Below are 26,525 nucleotides of genomic sequence, written 5' to 3'. Positions count from 1 at the left end.
CAAGCGCTGAAGCAAAAGTGTCGTCATTAGAAAAAGGAGAGTGCTGTGTCGCGTAGACGCGTCGTAGTCACCGGTATGGGTATGTTGTCGCCACTGGGCACGGATGTGCCGAGCAGTTGGCAGGGCATTCTGGCTGGCCACAGTGGTATTGGTCTGATCGAACACACGGACCTTTCTGCCTATTCCACCCGTTTTGGCGGCTCGGTAAAGGGTTTCAATGTCGAGGAATATCTCTCGGTCAAAGAATCCCGCAAACTCGACCTGTTCATTCAATACGGCCTGGCAGCCGGTTTTCAGGCAGTGCGTAACGCCGGCCTGGAAGTCACCGACGCCAACCGTGACCGCATCGGCGTGGCCATGGGTTCGGGTATTGGCGGTTTGACCAATATCGAAGAAACCAGCCGCACGTTGCACGATTCCGGCCCCCGTCGAATTTCACCGTTCTTCGTTCCGGGCTCGATCATCAACATGATTTCCGGTTTCCTGTCGATCCACTTGGGCGCACAGGGGCCTAACTACGCCATCGCCACGGCGTGCACCACCGGCACGCACTGCATCGGCATGGCGGCGCGCAACATCGCCTATGACGAAGCCGACGTGATGATCGCCGGCGGCGCCGAAATGGCGGCCTGCGGCCTCGGCATGGGCGGCTTCGGCGCGTCCCGTGCGCTGTCGACCCGTAACGACGAACCCACCCGCGCCAGCCGTCCATGGGACAAAGGCCGTGACGGTTTCGTACTGTCCGACGGTGCCGGTGCCCTGGTGCTGGAAGAGTTGGAACACGCCAAGGCGCGTGGCGCCACCATCTACGCCGAGCTGATCGGCTTCGGCATGAGCGGCGATGCGTACCACATGACATCGCCACCGTCCGACGGTGCCGGTGCTGCGCGCTGCATCACCAATGCCCTGCGCGATGCGAAGGTCAATGCGGACCAGGTGCAGTACATCAACGCCCACGGCACGTCGACCCCGACCGGCGACTTGGCGGAAGCCGAAGCCATCAAGTCAGTGTTCGGCGCACACGCCTACAACCTGGCGGTCAGCTCCACCAAGTCCATGACCGGCCACTTATTGGGTGCGGCGGGCGCGGTCGAAGCGATCTTCAGCGTCATGGCCATCAAGGACCAGGTCGCTCCGCCGACCATTAACCTGGATGAGCCGGACGAAGGCTGCGACCTGAACTTCGTGCCTCACGAAGCGCAACCGATGCCGATCGACGTGGTGATCTCCAACTCGTTCGGTTTTGGCGGCACCAACGGTTCCCTGGTGTTCCGCCGGTTCGCCGAGTGATGCACAGCTGGGTCGACGGTCAGCCAGCGGACAGCGTGCCCCTGAAAGATCGCGGCCTGGCGTACGGTGATGGGCTGTTCGAGACCATCGCCGTCAGGGCCGGGCAGCCGGTGCTGCTCGACCGTCACTTGCAGCGCCTCGATGAGGGTTGCAGGCGCCTCGCCTTGGTTGCGGACCCCGTGGTGATCCGCAGCGAAGTGCTGTCCTATGCCGCCGCCCTCGGCGACGGTGTCCTCAAGTTGATCCTCACCCGTGGCGACAGCCTGCGCGGTTATGGCATCAACCCTGGCGCGCCGGCGCGCCGTATTTTGCAGGGCAACCCGCCCGCTACCTATCCCCACGCCCATGCAGTCGACGGTATCCGTCTGTTTGCGTGTGCGACGCGCTTGGCCGAGCAGCCGTTGCTGGCCGGTCTCAAGCACCTCAATCGCCTGGAGCAGGTGATCGCCCGCGCCGAATGGCAGGACGCCGAGCACGCTGAAGGCTTGATGCTGGATGTGTCCGGGCGTGTCATTGAGGGCGTATTCAGTAACCTGTTCCTGGTGCGCAACGGCTTGTTACTAACCGCTGATCTGACCCGATGCGGCGTTGCCGGCGTGATGCGCGCCGAGATTCTGGCCCAGGCACATACTCTGGGAATCCCGGTGGCCGTGGCCGACATCAATCTTGAGCAGTTGCAGCAGGCCGACGAAGTCTTCGTGTGCAACAGCGTTTATGGCATTTGGCCGGTGCGCGGTTGCGCTGGGATGAGCTGGCCGGTTGGGCCGCTCACCCGTAAACTGCAGGGCATTGTTCGCGCGCTATTGGAAATTTGAGTTGATACGAAAACTGGTTGTACTGCTGCTGATCGGTCTGTTCTCGGCTGCGTTGCTGTTGGGCTATGGCGCGTGGAAATACGACGCGGCCCTGAAGCAGCCCTTGAACCTGACCCAGGAGCAATTGCTCGACGTACCGGCTGGGGCGACCCCGACCGGCACGTTCAATCGCCTGGAAGCCGACGGCGTGCTGGATGACGCCTTCTGGTTGCGCCTGTACTGGCGCTTCAACCTCGACGGCCAGCCGCTGCACAGCGGCGAATACCGCATGACCCCTGGCATGACGGCGCAAGGCCTGATCGGCCTGTGGCAGCGTGGCGAAGTGGTGCAATACAGCCTGACGCTCGTGGAAGGCTGGAACTTCCGCCAGGTGCGCTCGGCGTTGGCCAAGCATGAAAAGATCGTGCAGACCCTTGCAGGCCTTAGTGACAGCGAAGTCATGGACAAGCTTGGCCACCCCGGCGTGTTTCCCGAAGGGCGGTTCTTCCCGGATACCTATCGCTTCGTGCGTGGGATGACCGACGTCGAATTCCTGAAAAAAGCCTACAACCGTCTGGATGATGTACTCGCCCAGGAGTGGAGCAAGCGTGCGGCCGATGCGCCGTACACCGACCCTTATCAAGCGTTGATCATGGCCTCCCTGGTGGAGAAAGAGACGGGCGTGCCTGAAGAGCGTGGGCAGATCGCCGGCGTCTTTGTGCGTCGCCTGAAGATCGGCATGCTGTTGCAGACCGACCCGACGGTGATCTACGGCCTGGGCGAGCGCTACAACGGCAAGTTGACCCGCGCCCACCTCAAGGAAGCCAACCCTTACAACACTTATATGGTCGCCGGCTTGCCGCCGACGCCCATCGCCATGGTCGGTCGCGAGGCGATCCATGCCGCGCTGAACCCGGTGCCGGGCAGTAGCCTGTATTTCGTCGCACGGGGTGATGGCAGCCATATTTTCTCTGATGACCTGGATGCGCATAATGCCGCCGTGCGCGAGTTCCAGCTCAAGCGCCGCGCCGATTATCGCTCCAGCCCGGCGCCAGTGGTGAAGCCTGCGGAAGATGCAACGCCGCCGGCCGATGTGCCCGTTGAAAAACCGGCCGAGTCTGCGCCAGATGTTGAAGCGCCGCAAAACCCGCAATAATTCTGACTAAGGACTGCCTGTGACTGGCTTGTTTATTACCCTGGAAGGCCCTGAAGGCGCCGGCAAAAGCACCAACCGCGATTACCTGGCTGAGCGCTTGCGCAGCGAAGGGATCGAAGTGGTGCTGACCCGCGAGCCCGGCGGCACGCCGCTGGCCGAGCGTATCCGCGAGGTGTTGCTGGCGCCGGGTGAAGAGCAGATGAACCCGGACACCGAGCTGCTGCTGGTGTTCGCCGCCCGTGCCCAGCACCTGGCCGAGGTGATTCGCCCAGCCCTCGCGCGCGGTGCCGTGGTGATCTGCGACCGGTTTACCGATTCCACCTATGCCTACCAGGGCGGTGGTCGGGGCCTGTCCCTGGAGCGCATCGCCACGCTCGAAACCTTCGTTCAAGGCGACCTGCGCCCTGACCTGACCCTGGTCTTTGACCTGCCGGTGGAAGTGGGCCTGGCTCGCGCCAGCGCCCGTGGTCGCCTGGATCGTTTCGAGCTGGAAGGCCAGGCCTTCTTCGACGCCGTACGCACCGCGTTCCTCAAGCGCGCTGCGGTCGAGCCTGCGCGCTACTATTTGCTGGACGCCGCCCAACCGCTGGCCCAGGTGCAACACGCCATCGACGCGCTGTTGCCGACACTGCTGGAGCGCGCCCGTGGCTGAAGCCTACCCGTGGCAGGACAGTCTGTGGCAACAACTGGCTGGCCGAGCCCAGCACGCCCACGCCTACCTGTTGCATGGGCCGGTTGGGATCGGCAAGCGTGACCTGGCCGAGCGCCTCATGGCCAGCCTGCTGTGCCAGCGCCCGGTCAACCTGGAAGCCTGCGGCGAGTGCAAGTCCTGCCTGTTGCTCAAGGCTGGCAGCCACCCGGACAACTACGTGCTGGAGCCCGAGGAAGCCGACAAGGCGATCAAGGTCGACCAGGTGCGCGACCTCGTCAGCTTGGTGGTGCAGACCGCGCAGATGGGCGGGCGCAAGGTTGTGTTGATCGAGCCGGTGGAGGCGATGAACATCAACGCCGCCAACGCCTTGCTCAAGAGCCTGGAAGAGCCGTCCGGCGATACCGTGTTGTTGCTGGTCAGTCACCAGTCCAGCCGTTTGTTGCCGACCATCCGCAGCCGTTGCGTGCAGCAGGCGTGCCCACTGCCGAGCGAGGCCATGAGCCTGGAATGGCTCGCGCAGGCGTTGCCGGAGTGCAGCGCGGATGAACGGGTCGAACTGCTGACCCTGGCGGCCGGCTCCCCCTTGGCGGCGGTGAAGCTGCACGCCCAGGGCGTGCGTGAGCAACGCGCGCTGGTGGTGGAGGGCGTGAAGAAACTCATCAAGCAGGAAGTCTCCGCCACCCAACTGGCCGAAACTGCCTGGAAGGACATTCCCCTGTTGTTGCTGTTCGATTGGTTCTGCGACTGGTCAAGCCTGATCCTGCGCTACCAGCTGACCCAGGATGAAAATGGCCTAGGCCTGCCGGACATGCGCAAAGTGGTGCAATACCTGGCGCAGAAAAGTGCCCAGGACAAGGTGCTGACGATCCAGGACTGGATCCTCGCCCAGCGCCAGAAGGTGCTCGGCAAGGCCAACCTTAACCGCGTGCTGTTGCTTGAGGCGCTGCTGGTGCAATGGGTAGGCTTGCTTGGCCGTCGTTAAATTCCGTGGCCGACGGGTGTATCGTCGGCCAGACACTTTTCGTGACTGAAGTTGTAGATCCCTATGCTCGTAGATTCCCATTGCCACCTCGACCGCCTCGACCTGGCCCAGCACGGCGGCTCCCTTGATGCTGCCCTCGAAGCCGCACGCCAGCGCGGAGTAGGGCACTTCCTGTGCATCGGCGTCAGCGCCGAAAACGCAGCCGATGTCAAAGCCCTGGCTGATCGCTACGCCGATGTGGATTGCTCGGTGGGCATTCACCCGCTGGACCTCAAGCCCGGTGAAGCCCCAGCGCTTGATTGGCTGCTGACTGAACTCAATCATCCTCGCGTGGTGGCCATCGGCGAAACCGGCCTGGATTACCACTACGAGCCCGAAGCGGCGCAGGTGCAGCAGGCTTCGTTCCGCCTGCACCTGCAAGCCGCCCAGCAGACCGGCAAACCGGCGATCGTCCACACCCGTGGCGCGCGTGCCGACACCCTGACCCTGCTGCGCGAAGCCGCGCTGCCCCAGGCCGGCGTGTTGCATTGCTTTACCGAAGACTGGGACATGGCCAAGGCGGCCCTGGACCTGGGGTTCTACATCTCCCTGTCGGGCATCGTCACCTTCCGCAACGCCGACGCCCTGCGTGACGTCGCACGCCAGGTGCCGGCCGACCGTCTGCTGGTGGAAACCGACTCGCCGTACCTGGCGCCCATCCCCCATCGCGGCAAGCCGAACCTGCCCGAATATGTGCGCGATGTGGCGGATTACCTGGCGATGCTGCGCGGCGAGTCCTACGAGCGGTTTGCCGAGCAGACCACCGAGAACTTCAAGCGCCTGTTTCCGTTGGCTCACGTCGCTGGCTGACGCGGCCAAATCCCAGGCAAAAAAAACCCGGGTTCTGGGGGGTGAATCCGGGCTAAGACCATTAGGAGTAAAACAAGGGTACGCGGTCCGTTGGTACCCAGGTCGGCGCGTCACTTGGGGGAGATGTCACGCCGACAGTTCAAGTATTGATCAGTATCCGATTCAGTCCAGTCGCGACTGGTCGTTTTTTAAACAGATTTGGAATACGCGCGCTTCCCTTGAGTTCTCATTGGGCGGGCGCACGACGGCAGTTGTTGCGTATTATTTCTGACTGAGATCCATGAAAACGTTGGCGCACTGAAAGTAAAGTGCGTTTCGGGTTCACATAGGCATTGCCCAGCGACCGTTCAGTCGGGATAATCCCTCGCACCGGGTAAATCGTATCGCCGCGTATCCGTGGCCCTGCGTAACCCTCCCTATTTTGACCTTTGCAGACTTCTTCCTCATGCACAAAGAACCCCGTAAGGTCCGTGAGTTTCGCCGCCGTGAGCAGGAAATTCTCGACACCGCACTCAAACTGTTCCTCGAACAGGGTGAAGACAGCGTCACCGTCGAGATGATCGCGGATGCCGTGGGTATCGGCAAAGGCACGATCTACAAGCACTTCAAGTCCAAGGCCGAGATCTATCTGCGCCTGATGCTCGACTACGAGCGTGACTTGAACGAGCTGCTGCATTCGGCCGATGTGGACAAGGACAAGGAAGCGCTGTCCCGCGCCTACTTCGAGTTCCGCATGCGCGACCCGCAGCGCTATCGCCTATTCGACCGCCTGGAAGAGAAGGTGGTCAAGGGCCATCAGGTGCCGGAGATGGTCGAGGAACTGCACAAGATCCGTGCGTCGAACTTCGAACGCCTGACCCTGTTGATCAAGGGCCGCATCAGCGAAGGCAAGCTGGAAGACGTGCCGCCGTATTTCCACTATTGCGCGGCCTGGGCGTTGGTGCACGGCGCCGTGGCGCTGTATCACTCACCGTTCTGGAGCAATGTGCTGGAAGATCAGGAAGGGTTCTTCCAGTTCCTGATGGACATCGGCGTGCGCATGGGCAACAAGCGCAAGCACAGTACCGAGCAGCCGCCGCTGGAATCGCCTTCCACGTAATGATTTGCTGCCACGCGTAGTACCCCAGGAATATACTCAGGCAAGGACTCTTGCTAAAAGCTGATTTATCAGTCAGCTTTTAGCGCGCCCGAATCATCCTCTGCCGGAGTGATCCATGATCGTTGATCGTCAAGGCAGGCGTTTTCGCAATTTGCGGATCAGCCTGACCTCAGCCTGCAATTACGCGTGTACCTACTGCGTGCCCAACGGCAAGCGGCTGGTGGCTGCCCAGGACGAACTCTCCGCCGAGGCCATGGCCCGTGGCGTGGCTTATCTGATCGAGGCGGCCGGCATCGACCGCCTGCGTATCACCGGCGGTGAACCGCTGGTCAGTCCCAAGCTGGAAGCCTTCATGGGGGCCGTCGGGCAAATGGGCTTGAGTGACATCAGCCTGACCACCAATGGTCAACTGCTCGCGCGCAAACTGCCGCTGCTGGTGGACGCCGGGATCAAACGCATCAACGTCTCCCTCGATACTTTGGATGCGGACGCCTTCCGCAGCATCGCCCGTGGCGGCGACCTGGCCACCGTGCTCGACGGCATGGACCAGGCCCGCGCCGCCGGAATCAAGATCAAGGTCAACATGGTGCCATTGCGCGGCCAGAACCTCGACCAGGTGATGCCGCTGCTCGAGTACTGCCTGGAGCGGGGTTATGAACTGCGCTTTATCGAGCTGATGCGCATGGGCCACCTGGCCAAGGATTCCAACGCATTCCTGCAGCAATTTGTCAGCCTGCAACAACTGCTCGGCCTGATCGGCGAACAGCATGAATACCTGCAAGCCAGTGCGCCCATTGACGCGACGGCGGTGCGTTATGAAATACCCGGCAAGGGCTATTTCGGCGTTATCGCCAACGAAAGCGTGCCGTTCTGCCGGACCTGTTCGCGGTTGCGGTTGTCGTCCACGGGGTGGCTGCACGGTTGCCTGTCGTCGAGTAACCGCCACTATGTCGGCGACCTGCTCGACAAGCCTCGCCACCAAGCATTGCCGGCGCTGCAGGGCTTGTTGATGAAGGCGTTGGGCGACAAACAGGAAGTCGCCTTCTCCGGTGGCGCGACCATCATGAAGATCATCGGCGGCTAGTGTTCCAAGCTGGCGCAGAACCTGCATCTCACGCCCATTCGCCGGTTTTCCGTCACCGGCTTCTGGAGGATTAGGATGCGTAGTCTGGTTTTGTTGCTGGCATCGTTGACGCTGAGTGGTTGCATGACCGTCAGCGATATGGCCGAAGGCACCCGCTATCAGATGAGCGATGCCGGTTTGCTGGATCACAGCGATACCCGTCGCACCGCCTCGGTTCGCATACAGCCGGATTCTTTCGTGTTTATCGCCCAAGGCGCCTTTGTGCCGCCGGGCAGCGCTTATCCGCGTCCAAACGTGGTGGCCGAGGAAGCCTTCAACGGCTTTATCGAATATTTCCCCATGGTGCGTCGCGCCCGTCAGCCGGAAGGCCTGGAGCAGGCAATGTCCGAAGCCCGTGCGGCCGGCGCTCACTACCTGCTGTACTGCCGTTTCGCCAAGGCGGATGACCGTATCGGCAATGCCGATGAATGGGCGGATCAGGAAGCCCTCGACCGTGTCGGGTTGGACAGCGGCGTCATCCAGATCATGTTGATCGAGACCAGCACCCAGTATTTGATTGATACTGCACGGATTCGCAGTCGTGGCGGTTTACTGACGTTCCACGACAACAAGCCAGAAGATCTGATTGCCCGCCCGCTGCGCCAGTACGCTCGCAGTCTGCTGGGCATGAGTGATCAATAAGCACCAGGAGAACCCCATGACCGATTCCGCCAAGGCCAACGATCTGTTGGCCCAACTGCCCAAAGGCAAGGGGCCGGCACCGGTACATCTATGGAACCCGGACTTCTGCGGCAACATCGACATGCGCATCGCCCGCGACGGTACTTGGTTCTACCAGGGCACACCGATCGGGCGTAAGCCGATGGTCAAACTCTTCTCCAACATCATTCGCCGCGATGGCGATGATTACTTCCTGGTCACTCCCGTGGAAAAGGTCGGCATCAGCGTCGATGATGCGCCGTTCGTGGCGGTAACGCTGGAGGTCGAAGGGCAGGGCGAAGGCCAGTTGCTGCGCTTTACCACCAACGTGGACGATCAGATCGAAGCGGGCCTTGAACACCCCTTGCGGGTGGTGATCGACCCAATCACCCAGGAACCTGCGCCCTATCTGCGGGTGCGCACCAACCTCGAAGCCTTGGTGCATCGCAATGCGTTCTACCAATTGGTGGAGCTGGCGGTGAGCCGTCCGATCAACGGTCAGAACTGGCTGGGCGTCTGGAGCGGCGGCGAGTTTTTCCGTATCGGCCTGGAGCCCTGAGGCCGGTTTTTTCATCTCCCTGAAATAATTCGCTTGCTGCAAACGACCGCTTTCGGTTATCAATTTGTACATGATTAGACATGTTCGATTTGATAAGAAAAAACGCGTCGTCGACGAGCTCATCCGCCGTATCGAGGGTGGGGTGATGGCCGACGGTTTCCTGCTGCCGGGCGAGCACCAACTGGCCGAAGAGTTTGCCGTCAGCCGTGGCACCCTGCGCGAAGCCCTCGCCGAGCTCAAGCGACGCAACTACATCGCGACCCAGAGCGGCGTCGGCTCCATCGTCACCTTTGACGGCATGGTGCTCGACCAACGCAGCGGTTGGGCCCAGGCCCTGGCTGACACAGGGGCGCGAGTGAACACCGACATCCTGCGCCTGGAAGCGGTGACCCGTCCCGACCTGTTCAGCCGTTTCGGCAGCGACCAATTCATTGCCCTTGATCGCCGTCGCCGCACCACCGACGGCACAGCGGTCTCGCTGGAACGCTCGTTGATGCCCGCATCGGGCGGCCTGGAAAGCCTGCCTAAAGTCGGCCTGATCGATAATTCCCTGACCATCACCCTGGCCGCCTACGGTTACGTCGGCGCCGAAGGTGACCAATGGATCGGCGCCGAACCCCTCAGCGACGAAGACGCCGAACTGCTCGGCCGCCCTGCGGGCACGGTGTTTCTCAAGGCCTCACGGACCACCTACGACCGCCGTGAGCGTTTCATGGAGCATGTCGAAAGCTTGCTCGACCCGCTGCACTTTCGCTTGCACCTCCAGTTTGGAAACCCGAAATGACCCCGCACACTCGCGCCCTCGGCGCTTTCTACGGCTTGGCGTTGGGCGATGCCCTGGGCATGCCGACCCAGTCCTTGAGCCGCGAGCAGGTCCGCGCGCGTTTCGGTGCCATTACTGGCCTGGAAGACGCCGACGCCGACCAGCCGATTGCGCCGAACATGCCCGCCGGGTCCATCACCGATGACACCGAGCAGGCGATTCTGGTGGGCGAGTTGCTGGTGGAAGGGCAGGGCGTGATCGAGCCGACGGTGCTCGCCCAGCGTTTGATCGACTGGGAAGCGGTGATGCGCGCCAAGGGCTCGCAGGATCTGCTCGGCCCGTCCACCAAGCGTGCGATCGACATGATTCTCGCCGGTCACACTCCTGAAGAGTCCGGTCGTTATGGCACCACCAACGGCGCTGCGATGCGCATCACCCCGGTGGGGATCGCCGCCGATGTCAGCGACCCGGCGCAGTTTATCCAGGCGGTGATCCAGGCCTGCCAGGTCACCCATAACACCACCCTGGGGATTTCCAGCGCGGCGGCAGTGGCGGCGGTGGTCTCGGCCGGCATCAACGGCGTGGACCTGGGCGAAGCACTGAACATCGGCACCCAGATTGCCCAGCAAGCGGAAGGCCACGGTCACTGGATTGCCGGGGGGCGTATTTCCACGCGCATCAGCTGGGCGCGCACCCTGAGCGTCGGCAGCGGCGACAAAGCCCTGTTCGCCGACCTGCTGTACGAATTGATCGGCACCTCCGTCGCGTCCCAGGAGTCGGTGGTGGTCTCGTTCGCCCTGGCCCAGCAAGTGGCGGTGGGCGAGTTGAACGCCTTCGAAGCGCTGTGTCTGGCCGCCAGCCTTGGCGGTGACACTGACACCATTGCCGCCATTCTCGGCGCCATGCTGGGCGCGTGCCTGGGCCTGCAGTGCTGGCCTGAGGCGATGATCGAACAGGTCAAGCAGGTCAATGGCCTGGAGTTGCAGCCGCTGGTTCAAGAACTGTTGAAAATGCGCTGAGTCAGGACGACCGGAAACACGATTCGCTTTGTACCCCTGCCACAACCACAACAATACAGGCACCAGGAGCACCCCCTCATGAGCAGCACCTCTTCCGGCCAAAGTGCCGGGCAATTGGAAACACGCGGCATCGAACCGGTCCCTGAAGGCGAGTGCAACGGGCACCCGCTGCAACTGTTCTGGGTCTGGTTCGCCGCCAACATCAGCATCCTCGGCTTGCCGCTCGGCGCCACGTTGGTGGCGTTCCGCGGCCTGGCGATCTGGCAGGCGATTATCGTGGCGATCCTCGGCGCTGCCGGCTCGTTCGCGGTGGTGGGCATCATCTCCATCGCCGGTCGTCGTGGTCGTGCGCCGAGCCTGACGCTGTCCCGCGCCATCTTCGGTGTGCGCGGCAATATCGGGCCGACGCTGGTGTCGCTGATGTCGCGCCTGGGCTGGGAAACGGTCAACACCACCACCGCCGCCTTTGTGCTGCTGTCGTTGTGCTCGATCCTGTTCGGTTCGCCGGTGGAGGCGAAAAGCGCGCCGGTGCTGACCCTGATCTTTATCGCGATCTTCGTGTTGCTGACCCTGTCGGTTTCCGGCCTGGGCCACGCCACGTTGCTGGTGATTCAGAAGTGGGCCACGTATGTGTTCGGCGCCTTGAATATCCTGGTGGGCGGCTTCCTGTGCGCCACCATCGATTGGAGCGCGGTGTTCAACGCGACCCCGGCGCCGTTGAGCGCGATGATCATCGGCGTCGGTACCATGGCCGCCGGTACGGGTATCGGTTGGGCGAATGCCGGCGCCGACATGTCGCGCTACCAGCACCGCAGCGTCACGGCTGTGCGCCTGGTGGCCTCGGCCGCGTTTGGCGCGGGCATTCCGCTGGTTTTGCTGATCACCCTCGGCGGCCTGCTGTCGGTGGGCAACAACGACCTGGCCTCGGCCACCGACCCGATCGTCGCGATCCGCGACATGCTGCCGACCTGGATGGCGGTGCCGTACCTGATCACCGCGTTTGGCGGCCTGCTGTTGTCCAACAACCTGTCGGTGTACTCGGCGGGCCTGACCACGCTGACGCTGGGGCTGAAGGTCAAGCGCGTGCATGCGGTCATCGTCGACATCGTGGCGATCTTCGCCGGCTCGATCTACTTCATGTTGATCGCCGACAGCTTCTACGGCCCGTTCATCACCTTCATCTCATTGCTGGCCGTGCCGATTACGGCGTGGGTCGGCATCTTCGTGGTTGACCTGATCCACCGTCACTACTACAGCCCCAAGGACCTGCTGGACGTGAGCCCAAGCAGCGCCTACTGGTATCGCGGCGGTGTGGAATGGCGTGCGTTCGGCGCCTGGGCAGTGGCGATCGTGCTGGGCTTCAGCTTCACCACCATCGGCACCACCGCCGAAAACATCTGGTTCGCCGGGCCTTTGTCCGACTCCTGGCTGGGCCACAATGGTCTGGGCTGGATTGTCACCTTCGTGGTGGCCGGCGGGATTTATGCAGTACTGGGTGGCGCAGCTGACCGTCGCCCGGCTTTGGTAGAGCGTCCTAATGTCTAGATTGCTGCACACAGGCCAAGTCATCGTCGATCTGGTCATGGCCCTCGATACCTTGCCTGCCACCGGCGGCGATGTGCTGGCGCAATCGGCCAGCTTTGAGGCCGGAGGGGGCTTTAATGTGATGGCGGCCGCGCGGCGCAATGGGTTGCCGGTGGTTTACCTCGGCCGTCATGGCAATGGGCGCTTTGGTGACCTGGCCCGTTCGGCAATGCAGGTCGAAGGGGTCGAAATGGCCCAGGCGCCCAGCACCGATAAAGACACCGGTTTGTGTGTCTCACTGACCGAAGCCACCACCGAGCGCACGTTCATTTCCCATCTCGGCGCAGAAGGTGACTTGAGTGCCGAGGACCTGGCGCGCGTGGTCCCGCAACCGGACGATTACGTGTATGTCAGCGGCTATAGCCTTTTGCTGGAAGGCAAGGCGCAGGCATTGCTCGACTGGCTGCTGGCGCTGCCGCGAGCGATCACCGTGGTGTTCGATCCGGGCCCGTTGGTCAAGGCGCCGGATTCCGCGCTGATGGTGGCGTTGCTACCGCGTATCGATATCTGGACCAGTAATGGGCCCGAAGCCCTGGCATTCACCGGAGCGGGTGCGGTGGCGGATGCGCTGGTCGATCTCAATCGTCACCTGCCCGTGGATGCCTTGCTGGTGGTGCGGGATGGACCGAATGGTTGCTGGGTCAGCCGCAATGGCCAGGCGCAGCATGTGCCGGGGTTCAAGGTAAAGGCGGTGGACAGCAATGGCGCGGGGGATGCGCATGCGGGTGTGTTTATCGCGGGGTTGGCGAATGGCCTTGAACCCGCTGAAGCGGCACGGCGGGCGAATGCGGCAGCGGCGTTGGCGGTGACACGCTGGGGGCCGGCTACGTCACCCGGCACTGCCGAGGTCGATGCTCTACTCGCTGGCTGAATGCGGACAAAACTGTGGGAGCGGGCTTGCTCGCGAAGGCGGCGTGTCAGGCAAAGATTTGCCACTGATCCACCGCATTCGCGAGCAAGCCCGCTCCCACATTTAGTTTTGTATGAGGGCTGCTAGAGCGTTTCAGACTCCAACTTACGCGCCTCATCCACCCCCGACGCCGTCAGCTTGATCGGCAGATTCAACGCATACTCACCGGCCGCATCAGTGGTCACATGCCCATCCTTGATCAACCCACGGTCCTGCAGGAACGCCAAGACACTGGCCACCTCTTTTTCGCCGCGGTAGTTATCCAGCACCTCCTTGCCCAGTCCTTGCGGGTGAGCGTGCAGCAGGCGGGTGAGGACTTCTTTCTCAAGGTTTCTATCGACGTTCATGCATACCTCTTCACTGGGAAATGATCGGGTGTTCGTCTTGCGTTCGATGGGTCAAGGCGCAGGTTGTTTCGGCGCACCTGGGACGTTGGAATCATCGCCCTTGTTAATGTTGGGCTGGTTGATCGCCGGGCCCATTTTGCCGTTGCCGACGGCAGCAGGCGCTTGGCGCTGGGTGTCATTGCCCTGGGTGCGCGGGTCGGCGCCGGGCTCAATGACCGCGCCACCGTTGGTGTCCATGCCGGTACCCATGGATTTCTGCGACTCAGTGGTGGCATTCGGCGTTGGATCGGTTGGCCCGGTGGTCGAGCTGGCGGCAAAGGCGCTCAGCGACGCAGCAGACAACAGGCCCGTGAGGGCGAGGGCAGCAAACTTGGAATTTTTCATGAGGGTGTCTCCATATGATTAATGTCCTTACCCTCTATTGGTCAGCCCGGCCTTGGTGTTCGTGCCTGGGTGGCGACGAACGGTATTAGCTCACCTGTAAGATTTTGTGTGCCGAGGCCCGCCGCCAGATCAGCCTGGCGACGCTGATCAACCAATTGATCAACGCCACTGCCGTCACACTCAGCAGCAGCGATTGCAGGCCATATTCGACGATGATCCGCCCGGCCAGCAGCGGGAAACCGAACACCCCGACGAAGTACCCGAGGCTGAACAACAGCAACGCCTGGGACGTGGTGCCGACGGGCGCTTCATTGGCCACCAGCCCGTTGATCACCGAATACGTCAGTCCATAACCCACGCCCAGGGTGATGGCGGCGAGCAGGTAGCTGAAGGTCCCCGACACCGTGAAGCCGAACATCAACACCGACACCAGCATCAGCCCCGACAGTACGCACGCCGAGCGATAGGCATCACGCTTGACGACAAATCCGGCAATCAACAAACGGCTGGTAATCGCCGCGCTCAGGAAACCCAGGAAGAACAGCGAATAGTCCAACGAATGCGCCGCCGCATAGCTGGTCTGAAACGAAGACAACCCACCGAACACACAACCGCCCAGGCCGACCATGATGATCGCGAACACAGCCTTCGATGACAGCACCTGGCGCGTGGCACGCCAGGAGATTTTTGCCATTGCTGCGTCTTGCTTGAGATGAGCACCCAGTCGCCAGAACATCACCACACCGACAAGGCTGGCGCAGGCCGCGATGTAGAACGCGCTGGTCAGCGGCAGCCCCAACGCGCTCGCCGCGCGGCCGAGCAAGGGGCCGGCACCGATCCCGCTCATCATGCTGCCGGACAACAACGCAAAGTACTTCGCCCTCTGTTGCGGTTCTACCAGCAGGGCCACGATGATCGGCCCCAAGGTATAAAACACTCCCCAACCGAGCCCCAGCGCCAGGCCAAACCCCATCAAGCCCTGGCCGAACCCAGGCATCAGTGCAAAACCCAGGCACGCCACCACCAACAGCAGGCCCATTCCCGCAATCGCCCGCGCCGCGCCCAGCACATCAGCTAAATGCCCGGAGACCACCACCGCCACAAAGGTGCTAAGCATTGCCATGGAGATCACACTGCCTGCATCGTGCTCGTTGCCGCCGCGGGTATGAATCAGCAACGACAACAGAAAGGTCGAGCCGTAAGACAGCGACAATAGAAAACTGGCAAGGCAAAACAGGGCGAACAACGGCGTGCTCACTGCAGATTTGGAATGCATGGGATGGCCTGGAAGTCATTGGAGTTATGCCGGACGTTTTACCATGCACCGCTTGGCCGATTGTTGTGGGGTTGCTGGTGCCAGCGTTACCTGGGGGCGGAGTAAGGGTAACTCGTGAAATTGCACTGCAATCCGTCACGAAAGCGCCTTAGTATGTGTGCTTTGAAATTGCCAAGGCTCGCCCATGACCATCGAGATTCGCCCCGCCGTGCCCAGCGATGCTGCGCAGATCCTGACGTTTATCACCGAGCTTGCCGAGTACGAGAAGGCCCGGCACGAAGTGATCGCCAGCGTGGTGGACATCGAGCGCAGCCTGTTCAGCGAGGGCGCCACCGCCCATGGCCTGATCTGCTTGCGCGACGGCTTGCCGATTGGTTTTGCAGTGTTCTTCTTCAGCTATTCCACCTGGTTGGGCAGCAACTGCCTGTACCTGGAAGACCTTTACATCAACCCGGAACAGCGCGGTGGCGGGGCGGGCAAGAAGCTGCTGCGCCACTTGGCGAAGATCGCCTTCGATAACGGTTGCGGGCGCTTCGAGTGGAGTGTGCTGGACTGGAACGAACCGGCGATTGCCTTCTACAAATCCATCGGCGCCCAGCCCCAGGAAGAGTGGGTGCGCTACCGCATGGAAGGCGACGCACTGCGCGACTTCGCCCTCGGCTGATGGAGAAGGCCCTACAAATAACCGGCGACGATTCGCCGGTTTTTTTGTTTTTATGCTCACTATATGGGATGCAAATTTATATATTGAGATATTTCAAATGATGGGTTTATAGTCGGCTGCATCAGCACTCACTACCAAAAATAAAATAGGTGAAGCGATGCAGGCACAACCCTTGTCACTCCCCGCCGTGCCCGAGCCTACCTACGGCGAGCGGCTCAAAGGCAAAGTGGTGATCATCACCGGCGCCGCCCAAGGCATTGGCGAGGCGATCGTCGCGTGTTTCCAGGCGCAGCAGGCGCGGTTGATCATTGCGGATATCCAGGGCGAAAAAGTCGAAAAGGTCGCCGCCCACTGGCGTGAACGCGGCGCCGACGTCTACGCGCAGGCCGTCGACATCACCTCGAAAGATCAATGGCAGGCGCTGGTCAACCTGACCATCGAGCGCTTCGGCCGGGTGGATGTGCTGGTCAACTGCGCCGGGGTCAATGTGTTCCGCGACCCCCTGGAAATGACCGACGAAGACTGGCGCCGCTGCTTCGCCATCGACCTCGACGGTGCCTGGTTCGGCTGCCGTGCGGTGTTGCCGCACATGATCGAGCAGGGCATCGGCAACATCATCAACATTGCGTCCACCCATTCCAGCCACATCATCCCCGGCTGCTTTCCCTATCCCGTGGCCAAGCACGGCCTGCTTGGCCTGACCCGCGCCCTTGGCATCGAATACGCGCCCAAAGGCATCCGCGTGAACGCCATCGCGCCGGGCTACATCGAAACCCAGCTCAACGTCGACTACTGGAATGGGTTCCCCGACCCCCACGCCGAGCGTCAGCGCGCGTTCGACCTGCACCCGCCCAAGCGCATCGGCCAGCCGGTGGAGGTGGCGATGTCGGCACTGTTCCTGGCGACTGACGAGGCCCCTTTTATCAATGCAACCTGCCTGATGATCGATGGCGGGCGTTCTGTGATGTACCACGACTAAAGCGTTTTCCAATAACAAGAAGGAGGTGGTCCATGTTCAAGAAGACTCTAGGCACCCTGGCGCTGGCAATGGCGTTCAGCAGCGTGGCACTCGCCGAGGAAGTGAAGATCGGCTTTCTGGTCAAGCAAGCGGAGGAACCCTGGTTCCAGACCGAATGGGCCTTCGCCGAAAAAGCCGGCAAGGACCAGGGTTTCACCGTGATCAAGATCGCCGTGCCGGACGGTGAAAAAACCTTGTCGGCCATCGATACCCTGGCTGCCAACGGCGCCAAGGGCTTCGTGATCTGCCCGCCGGATGTGTCCCTCGGCCCGGCGATCATGGCCAAGGCCAAGCTCAATAACCTCAAGGTGCTGGCGGTGGACGATCGTTTCGTCGACGCCAAGGGCAAGCCCATGGAAGACGTGCCTTACGTCGGCCTGGATGCCTACAAGATCGGCCAGAAACAAGGCGAAGCCATGGCCGCCGAAGCCAAGCATCGCAACTGGGATTGGAAAGAAACCTACGCCGTCATCAACACCTTCGATGAGCTGGAGACCGGCAAGAAACGCACCGACGGTTCGGTCGAAGGCCTCAAGGCTGCCGGCTTGCCCGCCGACCACATCCTGTTCAGCGCGCAGAAAACCCTCGACGTGCCCGGCAGTATGGATGCCACCAACTCGGCCCTGGTGAAACTGCCCAGCGGCGCGAAAAACCTGATCATTGGTGGCATGAACGACAGCACCGTACTGGGCGGTGTGCGCGCCACCGAAAGCGCCGGTTTCAAGGCGGCGAACGTGATCGGCGTCGGCATCAACGGCACCGATGCGATTGAAGAGCTGAAGAAAACCGACACCGGCTTTTACGGCTCAATGCTGCTGAGCCCTGACGCCTCCGGCTACAAAACCGCCAGCGCCATGTTCGAGTGGGTCACCAAGGGCACCGAGCCTGCCAAGTTCACCGCGTTGGACAACGTGACCCTGATCACCCGTGCCAACTTCAAGGAAGAGTTGAGCAAAATCGGGCTGTGGAAATGACCGGCGCGGCCCTGCGCTTCAACGGCATCGGCAAGGAATTTCCCGGTGTGAAAGCCCTGGCGCAGATCAGCTTTGAAGCGCGGCCGCGCGAGGTGCATGCGCTGATGGGCGAGAACGGCGCGGGCAAGTCGACGCTGCTGAAGATCCTCGGTGGCGCTTACTTGCCGAGCAGTGGTTCGCTGCAGATCGGCGAGCAGACCATGGACTTCAAGTCCGCCGCCGACAGCATTGCCAGCGGTGTGGCGGTGATCCACCAGGAGCTGCACCTGGTGCCGGAAATGACCGTCGCCGAGAACCTGTTCCTTGGGCATTTGCCGACGCGTTTCGGGGTGGTCAACCGCAGTCAGTTGCGCAAGCAGGCCCTGGCGTGTCTCAAGGGCCTGGCCGATGAAATCGACCCGGACGAAAAGCTCGGTCGACTGTCCCTCGGTCAGCGCCAGCTGGTGGAAATCGCCAAGGCGTTGTCCCGTGGCGCCCATGTGATTGCCTTCGACGAACCCACCAGCAGCTTGTCGGCGCGGGAGATCGACCGCTTGATGGCGATCATCACGCGCCTGCGCGATGAGGGCAAAGTCGTGCTCTATGTGTCGCACCGTATGGAAGAGGTGTTCCGCATCTGCAACGCGGTGACGGTGTTCAAGGACGGCCGTTATGTGCGCACTTTCGACGACATGAACGTGCTGACCCACGACCAGTTGGTGACCTGCATGGTCGGTCGCGATATCCAGGACATCTACGATTACCGGCCACGGGAACAGGGCGAAGTGGCGCTGAAGGTCGAGGGTTTGCTCGGCCCAGGCCTGCGTGAGCCGGTCAGCTTGCAGGTGCACAAGGGCGAGATTCTTGGCCTGTTCGGACTGGTCGGGGCAGGGCGCACGGAGCTGTTTCGGCTGCTGAGCGGTTTGACTCGCAGCACCGCCGGTAGCCTTGAACTCTGCGGGCAAACGCTGCAATTGCAGTCACCCCGTGACGCCATCGCCGCCGGCGTGCTGCTGTGCCCGGAAGACCGCAAGAAGGAGGGCATCATTCCGCTGTCCAGCGTGGCCGAGAACATCAATATCAGCGCGCGTGATGCCCACTCCACCTTCGGCTGGCTGCTGCGCGACGGCTGGGAAACGGCCAACGCCGACCGGCAGATCAAGGCGATGAAGGTCAAGACGCCCAACGCCGAACAGAAAATCATGTACCTCTCCGGCGGCAACCAGCAAAAGGCCATTCTCGGTCGCTGGCTGTCGATGCCGATGAAGGTGCTGCTGTTGGACGAGCCGACCCGTGGCATCGACATCGGCGCCAAGTCGGAGATCTACCAGATCATCCACAACCTCGCCGCCAGCGGTATTGCGGTGATCGTGGTGTCCAGCGACTTGATGGAAGTGATGGGCATCAGCGATCGCATCCTGGTGATGAGCGAAGGCGCCCTGACCGGCGAACTGACTCGCGACCAGGCGGACGAAGCTCGGCTGTTGCAATTGGCTCTCCCGCGTTCGCGGGCTTGAAGAATTCGAGGTGAATGATGTCTGAGGTAAAAACTGCAAAGGGCTTCTGGCCGGGTTTCAACCAGCGTAAGTTCCTCGATGACTGGGTGATGCTGCTCGCCGCGTTGGGCATCTTTGTGCTCAGCGCGTTATTTATCGATAACTTCCTTTCACCGCTGAACATGCGCGGGTTGGGCCTGGCGATTTCTACCGTGGGTATTGCGGCGTGCACCATGCTGTTCTGCCTGGCGTCGGGGCACTTCGACTTGTCGGTGGGCTCGGTGATTGCCTGTGCCGGTGTGGTCGCGGGCATTGTGATCCGCGACACCGACAGCGTGGTGCTTGGCGTGTCCGCCGCGTTGGCCATGGGCCTGGTGGTGGGGCTGATCAACGGCATTGTCATCGCCAAGCTGCGCATCAACGCGTTGATCGCGACTTTGGCGACCATGCAGATCGTACGCGGCCTGGCGTACATCTTCTCCAATGGCAAGGCCGTCGGCGTGATGGACGAAGGTTTCTTCGTGTTCGGCAACGGCCAACTGATGGGCGTGCCGGTGCCGATCATCATCACCGTGCTGTGCTTTGTGTTTTTTGGCTGGCTGCTGAACTACACCACCTACGGGCGCAACACCATGGCCATCGGCGGTAACCAGGAAGCGGCGTTGCTGGCCGGGGTGAACGTTGATCGCACCAAGATCATCATCTTTGCCGTGCACGGCTTGATCGGCGCCCTGGCCGGGGTGATCCTCGCCTCGCGCATGACCTCGGGCCAGCCGATGATTGGCCAAGGTTTTGAGCTGACCGTGATCTCGGCGTGTGTACTGGGCGGCGTGTCGCTGAGTGGTGGTATCGGCATGATCCGCCATGTGATTGCCGGGGTGTTGATTTTGGCGATTATCGAGAATGCGATGAACCTGAAGAACATCGATACCTTTTACCAGTATGTGATCCGCGGTTCGATCCTGCTATTGGCCGTCATCATCGACCGCATGAAGCAGCGCTGATTGGGTCATAATGCTCGCCGTTTTCGTACCATCACATAGGCCCGATATGCAGGAAAACGCCCACACCCCCGTCAAAGACGCCGCCCCCACCGGCACCCAGACCCTGCTGCGTGGCCTGGGCGTGGTGCAAGCGGTTGCGGCCGGTGCGCGGGATCTGAAAGAGATCGCCAAGCGCATCGGCACCACCCGCAGCACCACCCACCGCCTGGCCAGCTGCCTGGTGGAGGAGCGTTACCTGCGGGTGGTGCCACAGGTCGGTTACCTGCTGGGGCCGAAGTTGATCGAGCTGGGTTTCCAGGCGCGGGAAGAGCTGCCGCTGGTGACTCTGGCGATTCCCTATCTGGATGAATTGTCGGCGCTGACCGGCGACACCATCCACTTGGCCATCCGTGAATACGACGACGTGTTGTACCTGCACAAGAACCCCGGCCGCAACGGTCCGGAAATGCGCTCACGGGTCGGCCATCGCATGCCGCTGGCGCGCACCGGGATCGGCAAGGCATTGCTGCTGGATGACACGGTCGCAGAGTGGCAGCGCCTGTACGAAGTCAGCCTGCCGGCGGGTGGGAAAAGCCTGCAATGGCCGCAGCACCCGGAGCAGTCCTGGGCACAGTTCGAGCAGCGCATGCATGAATACGTGGTGGGCGGTTATGCGTTCGACCTGGAAGACAACGAACCGTCGATCCGTTGCGTGGCGGCACCGGTGCGCGATGCCAGCCGGCGCATCGTCGCCGGCATCAGCATCGCCAGTACCGTGCCCTACATGCCGCTGGAGAAAATGGCCGAGCTGATTCCTGTGGTCAAACAGGTCGCAGCCCGGCTGTCGGCGGAGTTGGGCGCGAAGGCCTGATCAGGCCTTCAACGTCGCCATGTCGATGACAAAGCGGTACTTCACATCGCCGGCGATCATGCGGCTGTAGGCTTCGTTGATGTGGCGGATGTCGAGCATTTCGATGTCGCAGGTGATGCCGTGCTCGGCGCAGAAATCCAGGACTTCCTGGGTTTCGGCAATACCACCGATCAACGAACCGGCCAGCACCTTGCGGCCCAGCACCAGCTTGGCGGCGTTGACGGGCGGGTCCACCGGCTCGATCAGGCCGACCAGGATATGCACGCCGTCAAAGCGCAGCACGTCGAGGTAGGGGTTCAGGTCGTGCTGCACCGGGATAGTGTCCAGCAGGAAGTCGAAGCTACCGGCGGCGGCTTTCATCTGGGCTTCGTCGGTGGACACGATCACATGATCGGCGCCCTGGCGGCGGCCTTCTTCGGCCTTGCTTGCCGAGCGGGTGAACAAGGTCACTTCCGCGCCCATGGCCTTGGCAAACTTGATGCCCATATGGCCGAGGCCGCCCATGCCCAGCACGCCGACTTTATCGCCGGCCTTCACGCCGTAGTGCTTGAGCGGCGAGTAGGTGGTGATGCCAGCACACAGGATCGGCGCGGCGCTGGCCAGGTCAAGCTTGGCCGGGATCTTCACCACGAAATGTTCGCTGACCACGATGCTGTCGGAGTAGCCGCCCATGGTGTTGCTGCCATCGACGCGGTCCGGGGTGGCGTAGGTCATGGTCGGGCCTTCGAGGCAGTATTGCTCCAGGTCCGCTTGGCACGCGTCGCAATGACGGCACGAATCGACCATGCAGCCCACGCCCACCAGGTCGCCGATTTTGTGCGCGGTGACGTTGGCGCCGACGGCGGTGACCTTGCCGACGATCTCGTGGCCGGGCATCAGTGGGTACACGGCGATGCCCCACTCGTTACGCGCCTGGTGGATGTCGGAGTGGCAGACGCCGCAGTACAGGATCTCGATGGCCACGTCATCGGCGCGCGGGCTGCGGCGCTGGAACGACATGGGGGCGAGGGGAGTGGTGGCCGACTGGGCGGCATAACCGATGGCGGTGTACATGAGGGAAACCTCGCTAAAACAATCACTGGGGAGGCGGCGCATTCTCCGCGCCGGGCCGGGAAGCGGCCATGGCGATTGCTCCGAATCTCATGCCTATTCGTCCGGGAGTGCCCCGTGTTTGGATCCTTGTGACGTCAGACCTGCGATGATGTTCTCATCCCCTTTTCGCGAAGTTTTTTGCCATGCTGCTCACCCGCCATCTCGACGCCAACGCCACACTGGTGGCCTTGATTGAGGGGCTTACGCCCTGCGACGGTTTTTCCCCGACCAACCTGCCTGGCGTGCAAGTGCTGCGCGCCAGTTGCGACGTGGCGCGTGGGCCGCAGATCTACGAACCCAGCCTGATGTTCGTGGCCCAGGGCAGCAAAGTCGCCTACCTGGGCCCGCGTACGCTGGAGTATGGCGCCGGGCATTACCTGATCCAGGCGATGCCGGTGCCGTTCGAATGCGAGACATTTGCCATGGCGTCCGACGCGCCGTTGTACGGCGTCACGGTGGGCATTGACCGCGTGGTGCTGGGTGAACTGGTCATGGCCATGGGCATTCAGGCCGGGCCGCCACCGACCGCACAGACGCTGGAGTCGATGAGTTCGGTAATGCTCGATGACGCGATGCGCGGCGCCGTCGAACGTTTACTGCAATGCCTGCACGATCCACTGGAAAGTCGGATCATGGGCCCGGCGCGGGTCAGGGAAGTGTTGTTCACCGCATTGCGCGGGCCGCAGGCGGATGTGTTGCGGGCGTTGGTGGAACAGCAGGGGCAGTTTTCGCGGATCGCCACGTCGTTGAACCACTTGCATGCCCATTACGCCGAGCCGCTGAATATCGAGACACTGGCGGGGTACGCGCACATGAGTGCGTCGACGTTTCATGAGCATTTCAAGCGCTGTACGTTGTTGTCGCCGGTGCAGTACCTGAAGCGTTTGCGGTTGCTCAAGGCCCAGCAATTGTTGCTGGTGGACGGCATGGGTGTGGCGCAGGCGGCGCATAGCGTGGGGTATCAGAGTACGTCGCAGTTCAGCCGGGAATATAAACGCTACTTCCTGCGCAATCCCGGCGAAGAACGCGCGGCATAAAAAAGGCCCCCATTCGGGAGCCTTTTTGTTCAAGCAGCGGGCTTACATGTTCGGGTAAGTCGGCCCACCCGCGCCTTCCGGCGTGACCCAGGTGATGTTCTGCGAAGGGTCCTTGATGTCACAGGTCTTGCAGTGCACGCAGTTCTGGGCGTTGATCTGGAAGCGTTTCTCGCCGTCTTCCTTGGTGATCACTTCATACACGCCGGCCGGGCAGTAGCGCTGCGCCGGTTCATCGTAGAGCGGCAGGTTGGTGCCGATCGGGATGCTCGGGTCTTTCAGCTTCAGGTGGCACGGTTGCTCTTCTTCATGGTTGGTGCTGGAGAGGAACACCGAACTCAGCTTGTCGAAGCTCAGCTTGCCGTCGGGTTTCGGGTAGTCGATCTTCTTGCTGTCCTTGGCCAGCTTGAGGCAGGCGTAGTCCGGCTTGGTGTCGTGCAGGGTGAACGGCATTTTGCCGCCCAGGATGTTCTGGTCGAACCAGTTGAAGCCGGCGCCGATGATCGGGCCGAACTTGTGCATTGCCGGGCCGAAGTTGCGGCTGGCGAACAGTTCTTCGTAGAGCCAGCTGGATTTGAAGCTGTCGACGTAAGCGGTCAGTTCATCTCCGCCTTCGGATTCGGCGAACAGGCGGTCGGCCACGGCGTCGGCGGCGAGCATGCCAGACTTCATCGCGGTGTGGCTGCCCTTGATCTTGGCGAAGTTCAGGGTGCCGAGGTCGCAACCGATCAATGCGCCACCTTTGAAGACCATCTTTGGCAGCGAGTTCAGGCCGCCTTTGCAGATGGCGCGGGCGCCATAGCTAATGCGCTTGCCGCCTTCCAGGTACTGGGCCAGCACCGGGTGGTGCTTGAGGCGCTGGAACTCATCGAACGGCGACAAGAACGTGTTGCTGTAGGACAGGTCGACGATCAGGCCAACGACCACCTGGTTGTTTTCCAGATGATAGAGGAACGAGCCGCCGGTGTTTTCGGCGCTCATGATGTCCAGCGGCCAACCGGCGGTGTGCACCACCAGGCCTGGCTGATGCTTGGCCGGGTCGATTTCCCAGATTTCCTTCAGGCCGATGCCGTAGTGCTGGGCGTCGGCGTCGCTGTCCAGGTTGAAGCGCTGGATCAGTTGCTTGCCGATGTGGCCACGGCAACCCTCGGCGAACAGTGTGTACTTGCCGCGCAGTTCCATGCCTGGGGTGTAGACGCCTTCTTTCGGGTTGCCTTCACGGTCGACGCCGAGGTCGCCGGTGATGATCCCGCGCACCACGCCGTTTTCGTCGAACAGCGCTTCCTGGGCAGCGAAGCCTGGGTAGACTTCCACGCCCAGGTTCTCGGCCTGCTGGGCCAGCCAGCGGCACAGGTTGCCCAGAGAGATGATGTAATTGCCTTCGTTGTGCATGGTCTTGGGCACAAAGAAGTCAGGCACCTTGGTGGAGGCTTCGGGGCTGCGCAGTACATAGATGTCGTCGCGCACCACCGGGGTGTTGAGCGGGGCGCCGAGTGCTTTCCAGTCCGGGAACAGTTCGTTCAGGGCGCGGGGTTCGAACACGGCACCGGAGAGGATATGCGCGCCGACTTCGGAGCCTTTCTCGACCACGCAGACGCTGATTTCCTTACCGGCTTCGGCGGCCTTCTGCTTCAGTCGGCAGGCGGCAGACAGTCCCGCCGGGCCAGCGCCGACGATGACCACGTCGAATTCCATGTATTCGCGTTCCACAGGCTATCTCCTACTCAAGGCTCAACAGGCTTTTTTTTCTAATGGGTGGAGGTTCGGTGTTGTCTTGCGGCAACGGCAAGACCCACCTTTCTCTCTAGGTGGCGCATTATATCTACACCACTGCCAGCGTCCAATACAAACGTTTGTTTGAATTGCCCGCAGGCTAGGTAAATCAAAGTGGTGCGGCTTATGACTGGCTATTTTGCCGTATTGACCAGAATAGGTGTTCCGGTCAATATACGGTCGGTTTTGCGCTAACCGTAGGCAGACTGCAGGTTTCAAGAGCACGTCCAAAAGCAAGACAGGTGGCGCGCGTCCAGACACTGGCGCGCAGTTTACACGCTGCGATAAAGAATGACCTCTCAGTCACCACTGACGAACGGTCATCATTTCCCGTGAGCAAGGTCACCGCCTGCGTTTTTGGAGGTGCCCTTGTGTGCCGATGAGCATCAACCGCCAGGTTCGCCTAGGCGACTTTCTTTTCACCGGAGAGTAACGAGGAATCCATGAAGGTTCTTGTAGCTGTCAAACGCGTTGTCGATTACAACGTGAAAGTTCGCGTCAAGGCGGACAATTCCGGCGTCGACCTTGCTAACGTCAAGATGTCGATGAACCCTTTCTGCGAAATCGCTGTGGAAGAAGCCGTCCGCCTGAAAGAGAAAGGCGTGGCGACTGAAATCGTCGTGGTTTCCATCGGCCCTACCACTGCTCAAGAGCAGCTGCGTACCGCCCTGGCACTGGGTGCCGACCGCGCCATCCTGGTCGAGTCCGCTGAAGACCTGACCTCCCTGGCCGTGGCCAAGCTGCTCAAAGCCGTTGTCGACAAGGAACAGCCTCAGCTGGTGATCCTCGGCAAACAGGCCATCGACAGCGACAACAACCAGACTGGCCAGATGCTGGCTGCACTGACCGGTTACGGCCAGGGCACCTTCGCCTCCAAAGTCGAAGTGAGCGGCGACAGCGTCGCTGTAACCCGTGAAATCGACGGCGGCGCGCAGACCGTTTCCCTGAAACTGCCGGCCATCGTCACCACCGACCTGCGTTTGAACGAGCCGCGCTACGCGTCCCTGCCAAACATCATGAAAGCCAAGAAGAAGCCGCTTGAGTCGGTCACTCCTGAAGCTTTGGGCGTTTCCACCGCCTCCACCAACAAGACCGTCAAGGTTGAAGCACCGGCTGCACGCAGCGCGGGCATCAAGGTCAAGTCGGTGGCCGAACTGGTCGAGAAACTGAAAAACGAAGCGAAGGTAATCTGAT

27 protein-coding genes are annotated in these 26,525 nt (G+C 61.6%); 22 read left to right on the top strand and 5 right to left on the bottom strand.

Annotated features, from left to right (window positions below; all coding sequences use genetic code 11):
* Positions 1 to 45 precede the first annotated feature (45 nt).
* From fabF to ACP7EW_RS06435, 14 genes are all read left to right on the top strand, one after another.
* Positions 46 to 1,290 carry a beta-ketoacyl-ACP synthase II gene (gene fabF / locus ACP7EW_RS06500; protein WP_016979749.1) on the top strand — a complete coding sequence of 415 codons (1,245 nt, stop codon included), beginning with the start codon at positions 46 to 48 and terminating at the stop codon, positions 1,288 to 1,290.
* Positions 1,290 to 2,105, top strand: a complete 816-nt coding sequence (gene pabC, locus ACP7EW_RS06495) for an aminodeoxychorismate lyase (RefSeq protein ID WP_426216004.1) — start codon at positions 1,290 to 1,292, stop codon at positions 2,103 to 2,105. Before fabF ends, pabC begins: the two co-directional genes overlap by 1 nt.
* Before the next feature lies 1 nt (position 2,106).
* Positions 2,107 to 3,240, top strand: coding sequence for an endolytic transglycosylase MltG (mltG, locus tag ACP7EW_RS06490; RefSeq protein WP_426216002.1), 1,134 nt, complete (start codon positions 2,107 to 2,109; stop codon positions 3,238 to 3,240).
* A gap of 19 nt (positions 3,241 to 3,259) precedes the next feature.
* Positions 3,260 to 3,892: a dTMP kinase gene (gene tmk / locus ACP7EW_RS06485; RefSeq protein ID WP_061449288.1), complete on the top strand. Its 633-nt coding sequence runs from the start codon at positions 3,260 to 3,262 to the stop codon at positions 3,890 to 3,892.
* The gene (locus ACP7EW_RS06480) at positions 3,885 to 4,874 is read left to right on the top strand and encodes a DNA polymerase III subunit delta' (protein WP_426216000.1); all 990 of its coding nucleotides are present in this window, start codon (positions 3,885 to 3,887) and stop codon (positions 4,872 to 4,874) included. The genes tmk and ACP7EW_RS06480 overlap by 8 nt, the downstream gene beginning before the upstream one ends.
* A gap of 63 nt (positions 4,875 to 4,937) precedes the next feature.
* Positions 4,938 to 5,723, top strand: a complete 786-nt coding sequence (locus ACP7EW_RS06475) for a TatD family hydrolase (RefSeq protein ID WP_426215998.1) — start codon at positions 4,938 to 4,940, stop codon at positions 5,721 to 5,723.
* 445 nt (positions 5,724 to 6,168) lie between these two features.
* On the top strand, positions 6,169 to 6,822 hold the full coding sequence (locus tag ACP7EW_RS06470; RefSeq protein WP_016979740.1) for a TetR/AcrR family transcriptional regulator: 654 nt from the start codon (positions 6,169 to 6,171) through the stop codon (positions 6,820 to 6,822).
* 115 nt (positions 6,823 to 6,937) lie between these two features.
* On the top strand, positions 6,938 to 7,906 hold the full coding sequence (locus tag ACP7EW_RS06465; protein WP_033901261.1) for a GTP 3',8-cyclase MoaA: 969 nt from the start codon (positions 6,938 to 6,940) through the stop codon (positions 7,904 to 7,906).
* Between the two features lie 75 nt (positions 7,907 to 7,981).
* Positions 7,982 to 8,587: a DUF4823 domain-containing protein gene (locus ACP7EW_RS06460; protein ID WP_033901260.1), complete on the top strand. Its 606-nt coding sequence runs from the start codon at positions 7,982 to 7,984 to the stop codon at positions 8,585 to 8,587.
* A 16-nt stretch (positions 8,588 to 8,603) separates the two neighbouring features.
* The gene (locus ACP7EW_RS06455; RefSeq protein WP_033901259.1) at positions 8,604 to 9,164 is read left to right on the top strand and encodes a DUF1285 domain-containing protein; all 561 of its coding nucleotides are present in this window, start codon (positions 8,604 to 8,606) and stop codon (positions 9,162 to 9,164) included.
* 70 nt (positions 9,165 to 9,234) lie between these two features.
* The gene (locus ACP7EW_RS06450) at positions 9,235 to 9,948 is read left to right on the top strand and encodes a GntR family transcriptional regulator (RefSeq protein ID WP_033901258.1); all 714 of its coding nucleotides are present in this window, start codon (positions 9,235 to 9,237) and stop codon (positions 9,946 to 9,948) included.
* The gene (locus tag ACP7EW_RS06445) at positions 9,945 to 10,946 is read left to right on the top strand and encodes an ADP-ribosylglycohydrolase family protein (RefSeq protein ID WP_314532668.1); all 1,002 of its coding nucleotides are present in this window, start codon (positions 9,945 to 9,947) and stop codon (positions 10,944 to 10,946) included. The genes ACP7EW_RS06450 and ACP7EW_RS06445 overlap by 4 nt, the downstream gene beginning before the upstream one ends.
* A 78-nt stretch (positions 10,947 to 11,024) precedes the next feature.
* Complete coding sequence (locus tag ACP7EW_RS06440) at positions 11,025 to 12,491, top strand: purine-cytosine permease family protein (protein WP_033901256.1); 1,467 nt, start codon at positions 11,025 to 11,027, stop codon at positions 12,489 to 12,491.
* On the top strand, positions 12,484 to 13,401 hold the full coding sequence (locus ACP7EW_RS06435; RefSeq protein WP_426215995.1) for a PfkB family carbohydrate kinase: 918 nt from the start codon (positions 12,484 to 12,486) through the stop codon (positions 13,399 to 13,401). Before ACP7EW_RS06440 ends, ACP7EW_RS06435 begins: the two co-directional genes overlap by 8 nt.
* 122 nt (positions 13,402 to 13,523) lie before the next feature.
* Here the strand turns inward: ACP7EW_RS06435 and ACP7EW_RS06430 are convergent, their stop codons facing one another.
* From ACP7EW_RS06430 to ACP7EW_RS06420, 3 genes are all read right to left on the bottom strand, one after another.
* Entirely contained in the window at positions 13,524 to 13,787 is a 264-nt protein-coding gene (locus tag ACP7EW_RS06430) for a hypothetical protein (RefSeq protein ID WP_033901254.1), read from the bottom strand.
* A 51-nt stretch (positions 13,788 to 13,838) separates the two neighbouring features.
* Entirely contained in the window at positions 13,839 to 14,171 is a 333-nt protein-coding gene (locus ACP7EW_RS06425; protein ID WP_095017287.1) for a hypothetical protein, read from the bottom strand.
* Positions 14,172 to 14,256: 85 nt separating this feature from the next.
* A complete protein-coding gene (locus ACP7EW_RS06420) occupies positions 14,257 to 15,447 on the bottom strand; it encodes an MFS transporter (RefSeq protein WP_426215993.1) in 1,191 nt (396 codons plus the stop codon).
* A 184-nt stretch (positions 15,448 to 15,631) separates the two neighbouring features.
* On the opposite strand from ACP7EW_RS06420, the gene ACP7EW_RS06415 reads away from it, so the two are divergent.
* The 6 genes from ACP7EW_RS06415 (at position 15,632) to ACP7EW_RS06390 (ending at position 21,432) form a co-directional block, all read left to right on the top strand.
* On the top strand, positions 15,632 to 16,111 hold the full coding sequence (locus ACP7EW_RS06415) for a GNAT family N-acetyltransferase (RefSeq protein WP_010208407.1): 480 nt from the start codon (positions 15,632 to 15,634) through the stop codon (positions 16,109 to 16,111).
* 157 nt (positions 16,112 to 16,268) lie between these two features.
* Positions 16,269 to 17,090: an SDR family oxidoreductase gene (locus ACP7EW_RS06410; RefSeq protein WP_426215991.1), complete on the top strand. Its 822-nt coding sequence runs from the start codon at positions 16,269 to 16,271 to the stop codon at positions 17,088 to 17,090.
* Between the two features lie 32 nt (positions 17,091 to 17,122).
* A complete protein-coding gene (locus tag ACP7EW_RS06405) occupies positions 17,123 to 18,103 on the top strand; it encodes a substrate-binding domain-containing protein (protein ID WP_033901250.1) in 981 nt (326 codons plus the stop codon).
* A complete protein-coding gene (araG, locus tag ACP7EW_RS06400; protein ID WP_426215989.1) occupies positions 18,100 to 19,599 on the top strand; it encodes an L-arabinose ABC transporter ATP-binding protein AraG in 1,500 nt (499 codons plus the stop codon). The genes ACP7EW_RS06405 and araG overlap by 4 nt, the downstream gene beginning before the upstream one ends.
* Positions 19,600 to 19,616: 17 nt before the next feature.
* Positions 19,617 to 20,582, top strand: a complete 966-nt coding sequence (gene araH / locus ACP7EW_RS06395) for an L-arabinose ABC transporter permease AraH (protein ID WP_038850349.1) — start codon at positions 19,617 to 19,619, stop codon at positions 20,580 to 20,582.
* Positions 20,583 to 20,628: 46 nt separating this feature from the next.
* Positions 20,629 to 21,432: an IclR family transcriptional regulator gene (locus tag ACP7EW_RS06390; protein ID WP_016979999.1), complete on the top strand. Its 804-nt coding sequence runs from the start codon at positions 20,629 to 20,631 to the stop codon at positions 21,430 to 21,432.
* Here the strand turns inward: ACP7EW_RS06390 and ACP7EW_RS06385 are convergent, their stop codons facing one another.
* Positions 21,433 to 22,485 (bottom strand): NAD(P)-dependent alcohol dehydrogenase, encoded by a 1,053-nt coding sequence (locus ACP7EW_RS06385; RefSeq protein ID WP_426215987.1) that lies wholly within the window; start codon positions 22,483 to 22,485, stop codon positions 21,433 to 21,435.
* Between the two features lie 182 nt (positions 22,486 to 22,667).
* On the opposite strand from ACP7EW_RS06385, the gene ACP7EW_RS06380 reads away from it, so the two are divergent.
* Positions 22,668 to 23,561, top strand: coding sequence for an AraC family transcriptional regulator (locus ACP7EW_RS06380; protein WP_177112191.1), 894 nt, complete (start codon positions 22,668 to 22,670; stop codon positions 23,559 to 23,561).
* 42 nt (positions 23,562 to 23,603) lie between these two features.
* On the opposite strand, the gene ACP7EW_RS06375 is transcribed toward ACP7EW_RS06380, so the two are convergent.
* On the bottom strand, positions 23,604 to 25,268 hold the full coding sequence (locus tag ACP7EW_RS06375) for an electron transfer flavoprotein-ubiquinone oxidoreductase (protein WP_314532705.1): 1,665 nt from the start codon (positions 25,266 to 25,268) through the stop codon (positions 23,604 to 23,606).
* A gap of 506 nt (positions 25,269 to 25,774) precedes the next feature.
* On the opposite strand from ACP7EW_RS06375, the gene ACP7EW_RS06370 reads away from it, so the two are divergent.
* On the top strand, positions 25,775 to 26,524 hold the full coding sequence (locus ACP7EW_RS06370; protein ID WP_017138339.1) for an electron transfer flavoprotein subunit beta/FixA family protein: 750 nt from the start codon (positions 25,775 to 25,777) through the stop codon (positions 26,522 to 26,524).
* Position 26,525 lies beyond the last annotated feature (1 nt).

The organism is Pseudomonas sp. DWRC2-2, assembly GCF_049897885.1.
Lineage (GTDB): Bacteria > Pseudomonadota > Gammaproteobacteria > Pseudomonadales > Pseudomonadaceae > Aquipseudomonas > Aquipseudomonas azotoformans_A.
The sequence above is the reverse complement of the archived record's forward strand: the minus strand, read 5'-3'. Positions and strand labels throughout refer to the sequence as shown.

Bases quoted from the DNA above. Each gene is read 5' to 3' on its own strand.
- pabC (WP_426216004.1), top strand. From the start codon at position 1,290: ATGCACAGCTGGGTCGACGGTCAGCCAGCGGACAGCGTGCCCCTGAAA.
- ACP7EW_RS06475 (WP_426215998.1), top strand. From the start codon at position 4,938: ATGCTCGTAGATTCCCATTGCCACCTCGACCGCCTCGACCTGGCCCAG.
- ACP7EW_RS06470 (WP_016979740.1), top strand. From the start codon at position 6,169: ATGCACAAAGAACCCCGTAAGGTCCGTGAGTTTCGCCGCCGTGAGCAG.
- ACP7EW_RS06465 (WP_033901261.1), top strand. From the start codon at position 6,938: ATGATCGTTGATCGTCAAGGCAGGCGTTTTCGCAATTTGCGGATCAGC.
- ACP7EW_RS06460 (WP_033901260.1), top strand. From the start codon at position 7,982: ATGCGTAGTCTGGTTTTGTTGCTGGCATCGTTGACGCTGAGTGGTTGC.
- ACP7EW_RS06455 (WP_033901259.1), top strand. From the start codon at position 8,604: ATGACCGATTCCGCCAAGGCCAACGATCTGTTGGCCCAACTGCCCAAA.
- ACP7EW_RS06450 (WP_033901258.1), top strand. From the start codon at position 9,235: ATGATTAGACATGTTCGATTTGATAAGAAAAAACGCGTCGTCGACGAG.
- ACP7EW_RS06445 (WP_314532668.1), top strand. From the start codon at position 9,945: ATGACCCCGCACACTCGCGCCCTCGGCGCTTTCTACGGCTTGGCGTTG.
- ACP7EW_RS06440 (WP_033901256.1), top strand. From the start codon at position 11,025: ATGAGCAGCACCTCTTCCGGCCAAAGTGCCGGGCAATTGGAAACACGC.
- ACP7EW_RS06435 (WP_426215995.1), top strand. From the start codon at position 12,484: ATGTCTAGATTGCTGCACACAGGCCAAGTCATCGTCGATCTGGTCATG.
- ACP7EW_RS06430 (WP_033901254.1), bottom strand. From the start codon at position 13,787: ATGAACGTCGATAGAAACCTTGAGAAAGAAGTCCTCACCCGCCTGCTG.
- ACP7EW_RS06425 (WP_095017287.1), bottom strand. From the start codon at position 14,171: ATGAAAAATTCCAAGTTTGCTGCCCTCGCCCTCACGGGCCTGTTGTCT.
- ACP7EW_RS06420 (WP_426215993.1), bottom strand. From the start codon at position 15,447: ATGCATTCCAAATCTGCAGTGAGCACGCCGTTGTTCGCCCTGTTTTGC.
- ACP7EW_RS06415 (WP_010208407.1), top strand. From the start codon at position 15,632: ATGACCATCGAGATTCGCCCCGCCGTGCCCAGCGATGCTGCGCAGATC.
- ACP7EW_RS06410 (WP_426215991.1), top strand. From the start codon at position 16,269: ATGCAGGCACAACCCTTGTCACTCCCCGCCGTGCCCGAGCCTACCTAC.
- ACP7EW_RS06405 (WP_033901250.1), top strand. From the start codon at position 17,123: ATGTTCAAGAAGACTCTAGGCACCCTGGCGCTGGCAATGGCGTTCAGC.
- araG (WP_426215989.1), top strand. From the start codon at position 18,100: ATGACCGGCGCGGCCCTGCGCTTCAACGGCATCGGCAAGGAATTTCCC.
- araH (WP_038850349.1), top strand. From the start codon at position 19,617: ATGTCTGAGGTAAAAACTGCAAAGGGCTTCTGGCCGGGTTTCAACCAG.
- ACP7EW_RS06390 (WP_016979999.1), top strand. From the start codon at position 20,629: ATGCAGGAAAACGCCCACACCCCCGTCAAAGACGCCGCCCCCACCGGC.
- ACP7EW_RS06385 (WP_426215987.1), bottom strand. From the start codon at position 22,485: ATGTACACCGCCATCGGTTATGCCGCCCAGTCGGCCACCACTCCCCTC.
- ACP7EW_RS06380 (WP_177112191.1), top strand. From the start codon at position 22,668: ATGCTGCTCACCCGCCATCTCGACGCCAACGCCACACTGGTGGCCTTG.
- ACP7EW_RS06370 (WP_017138339.1), top strand. From the start codon at position 25,775: ATGAAGGTTCTTGTAGCTGTCAAACGCGTTGTCGATTACAACGTGAAA.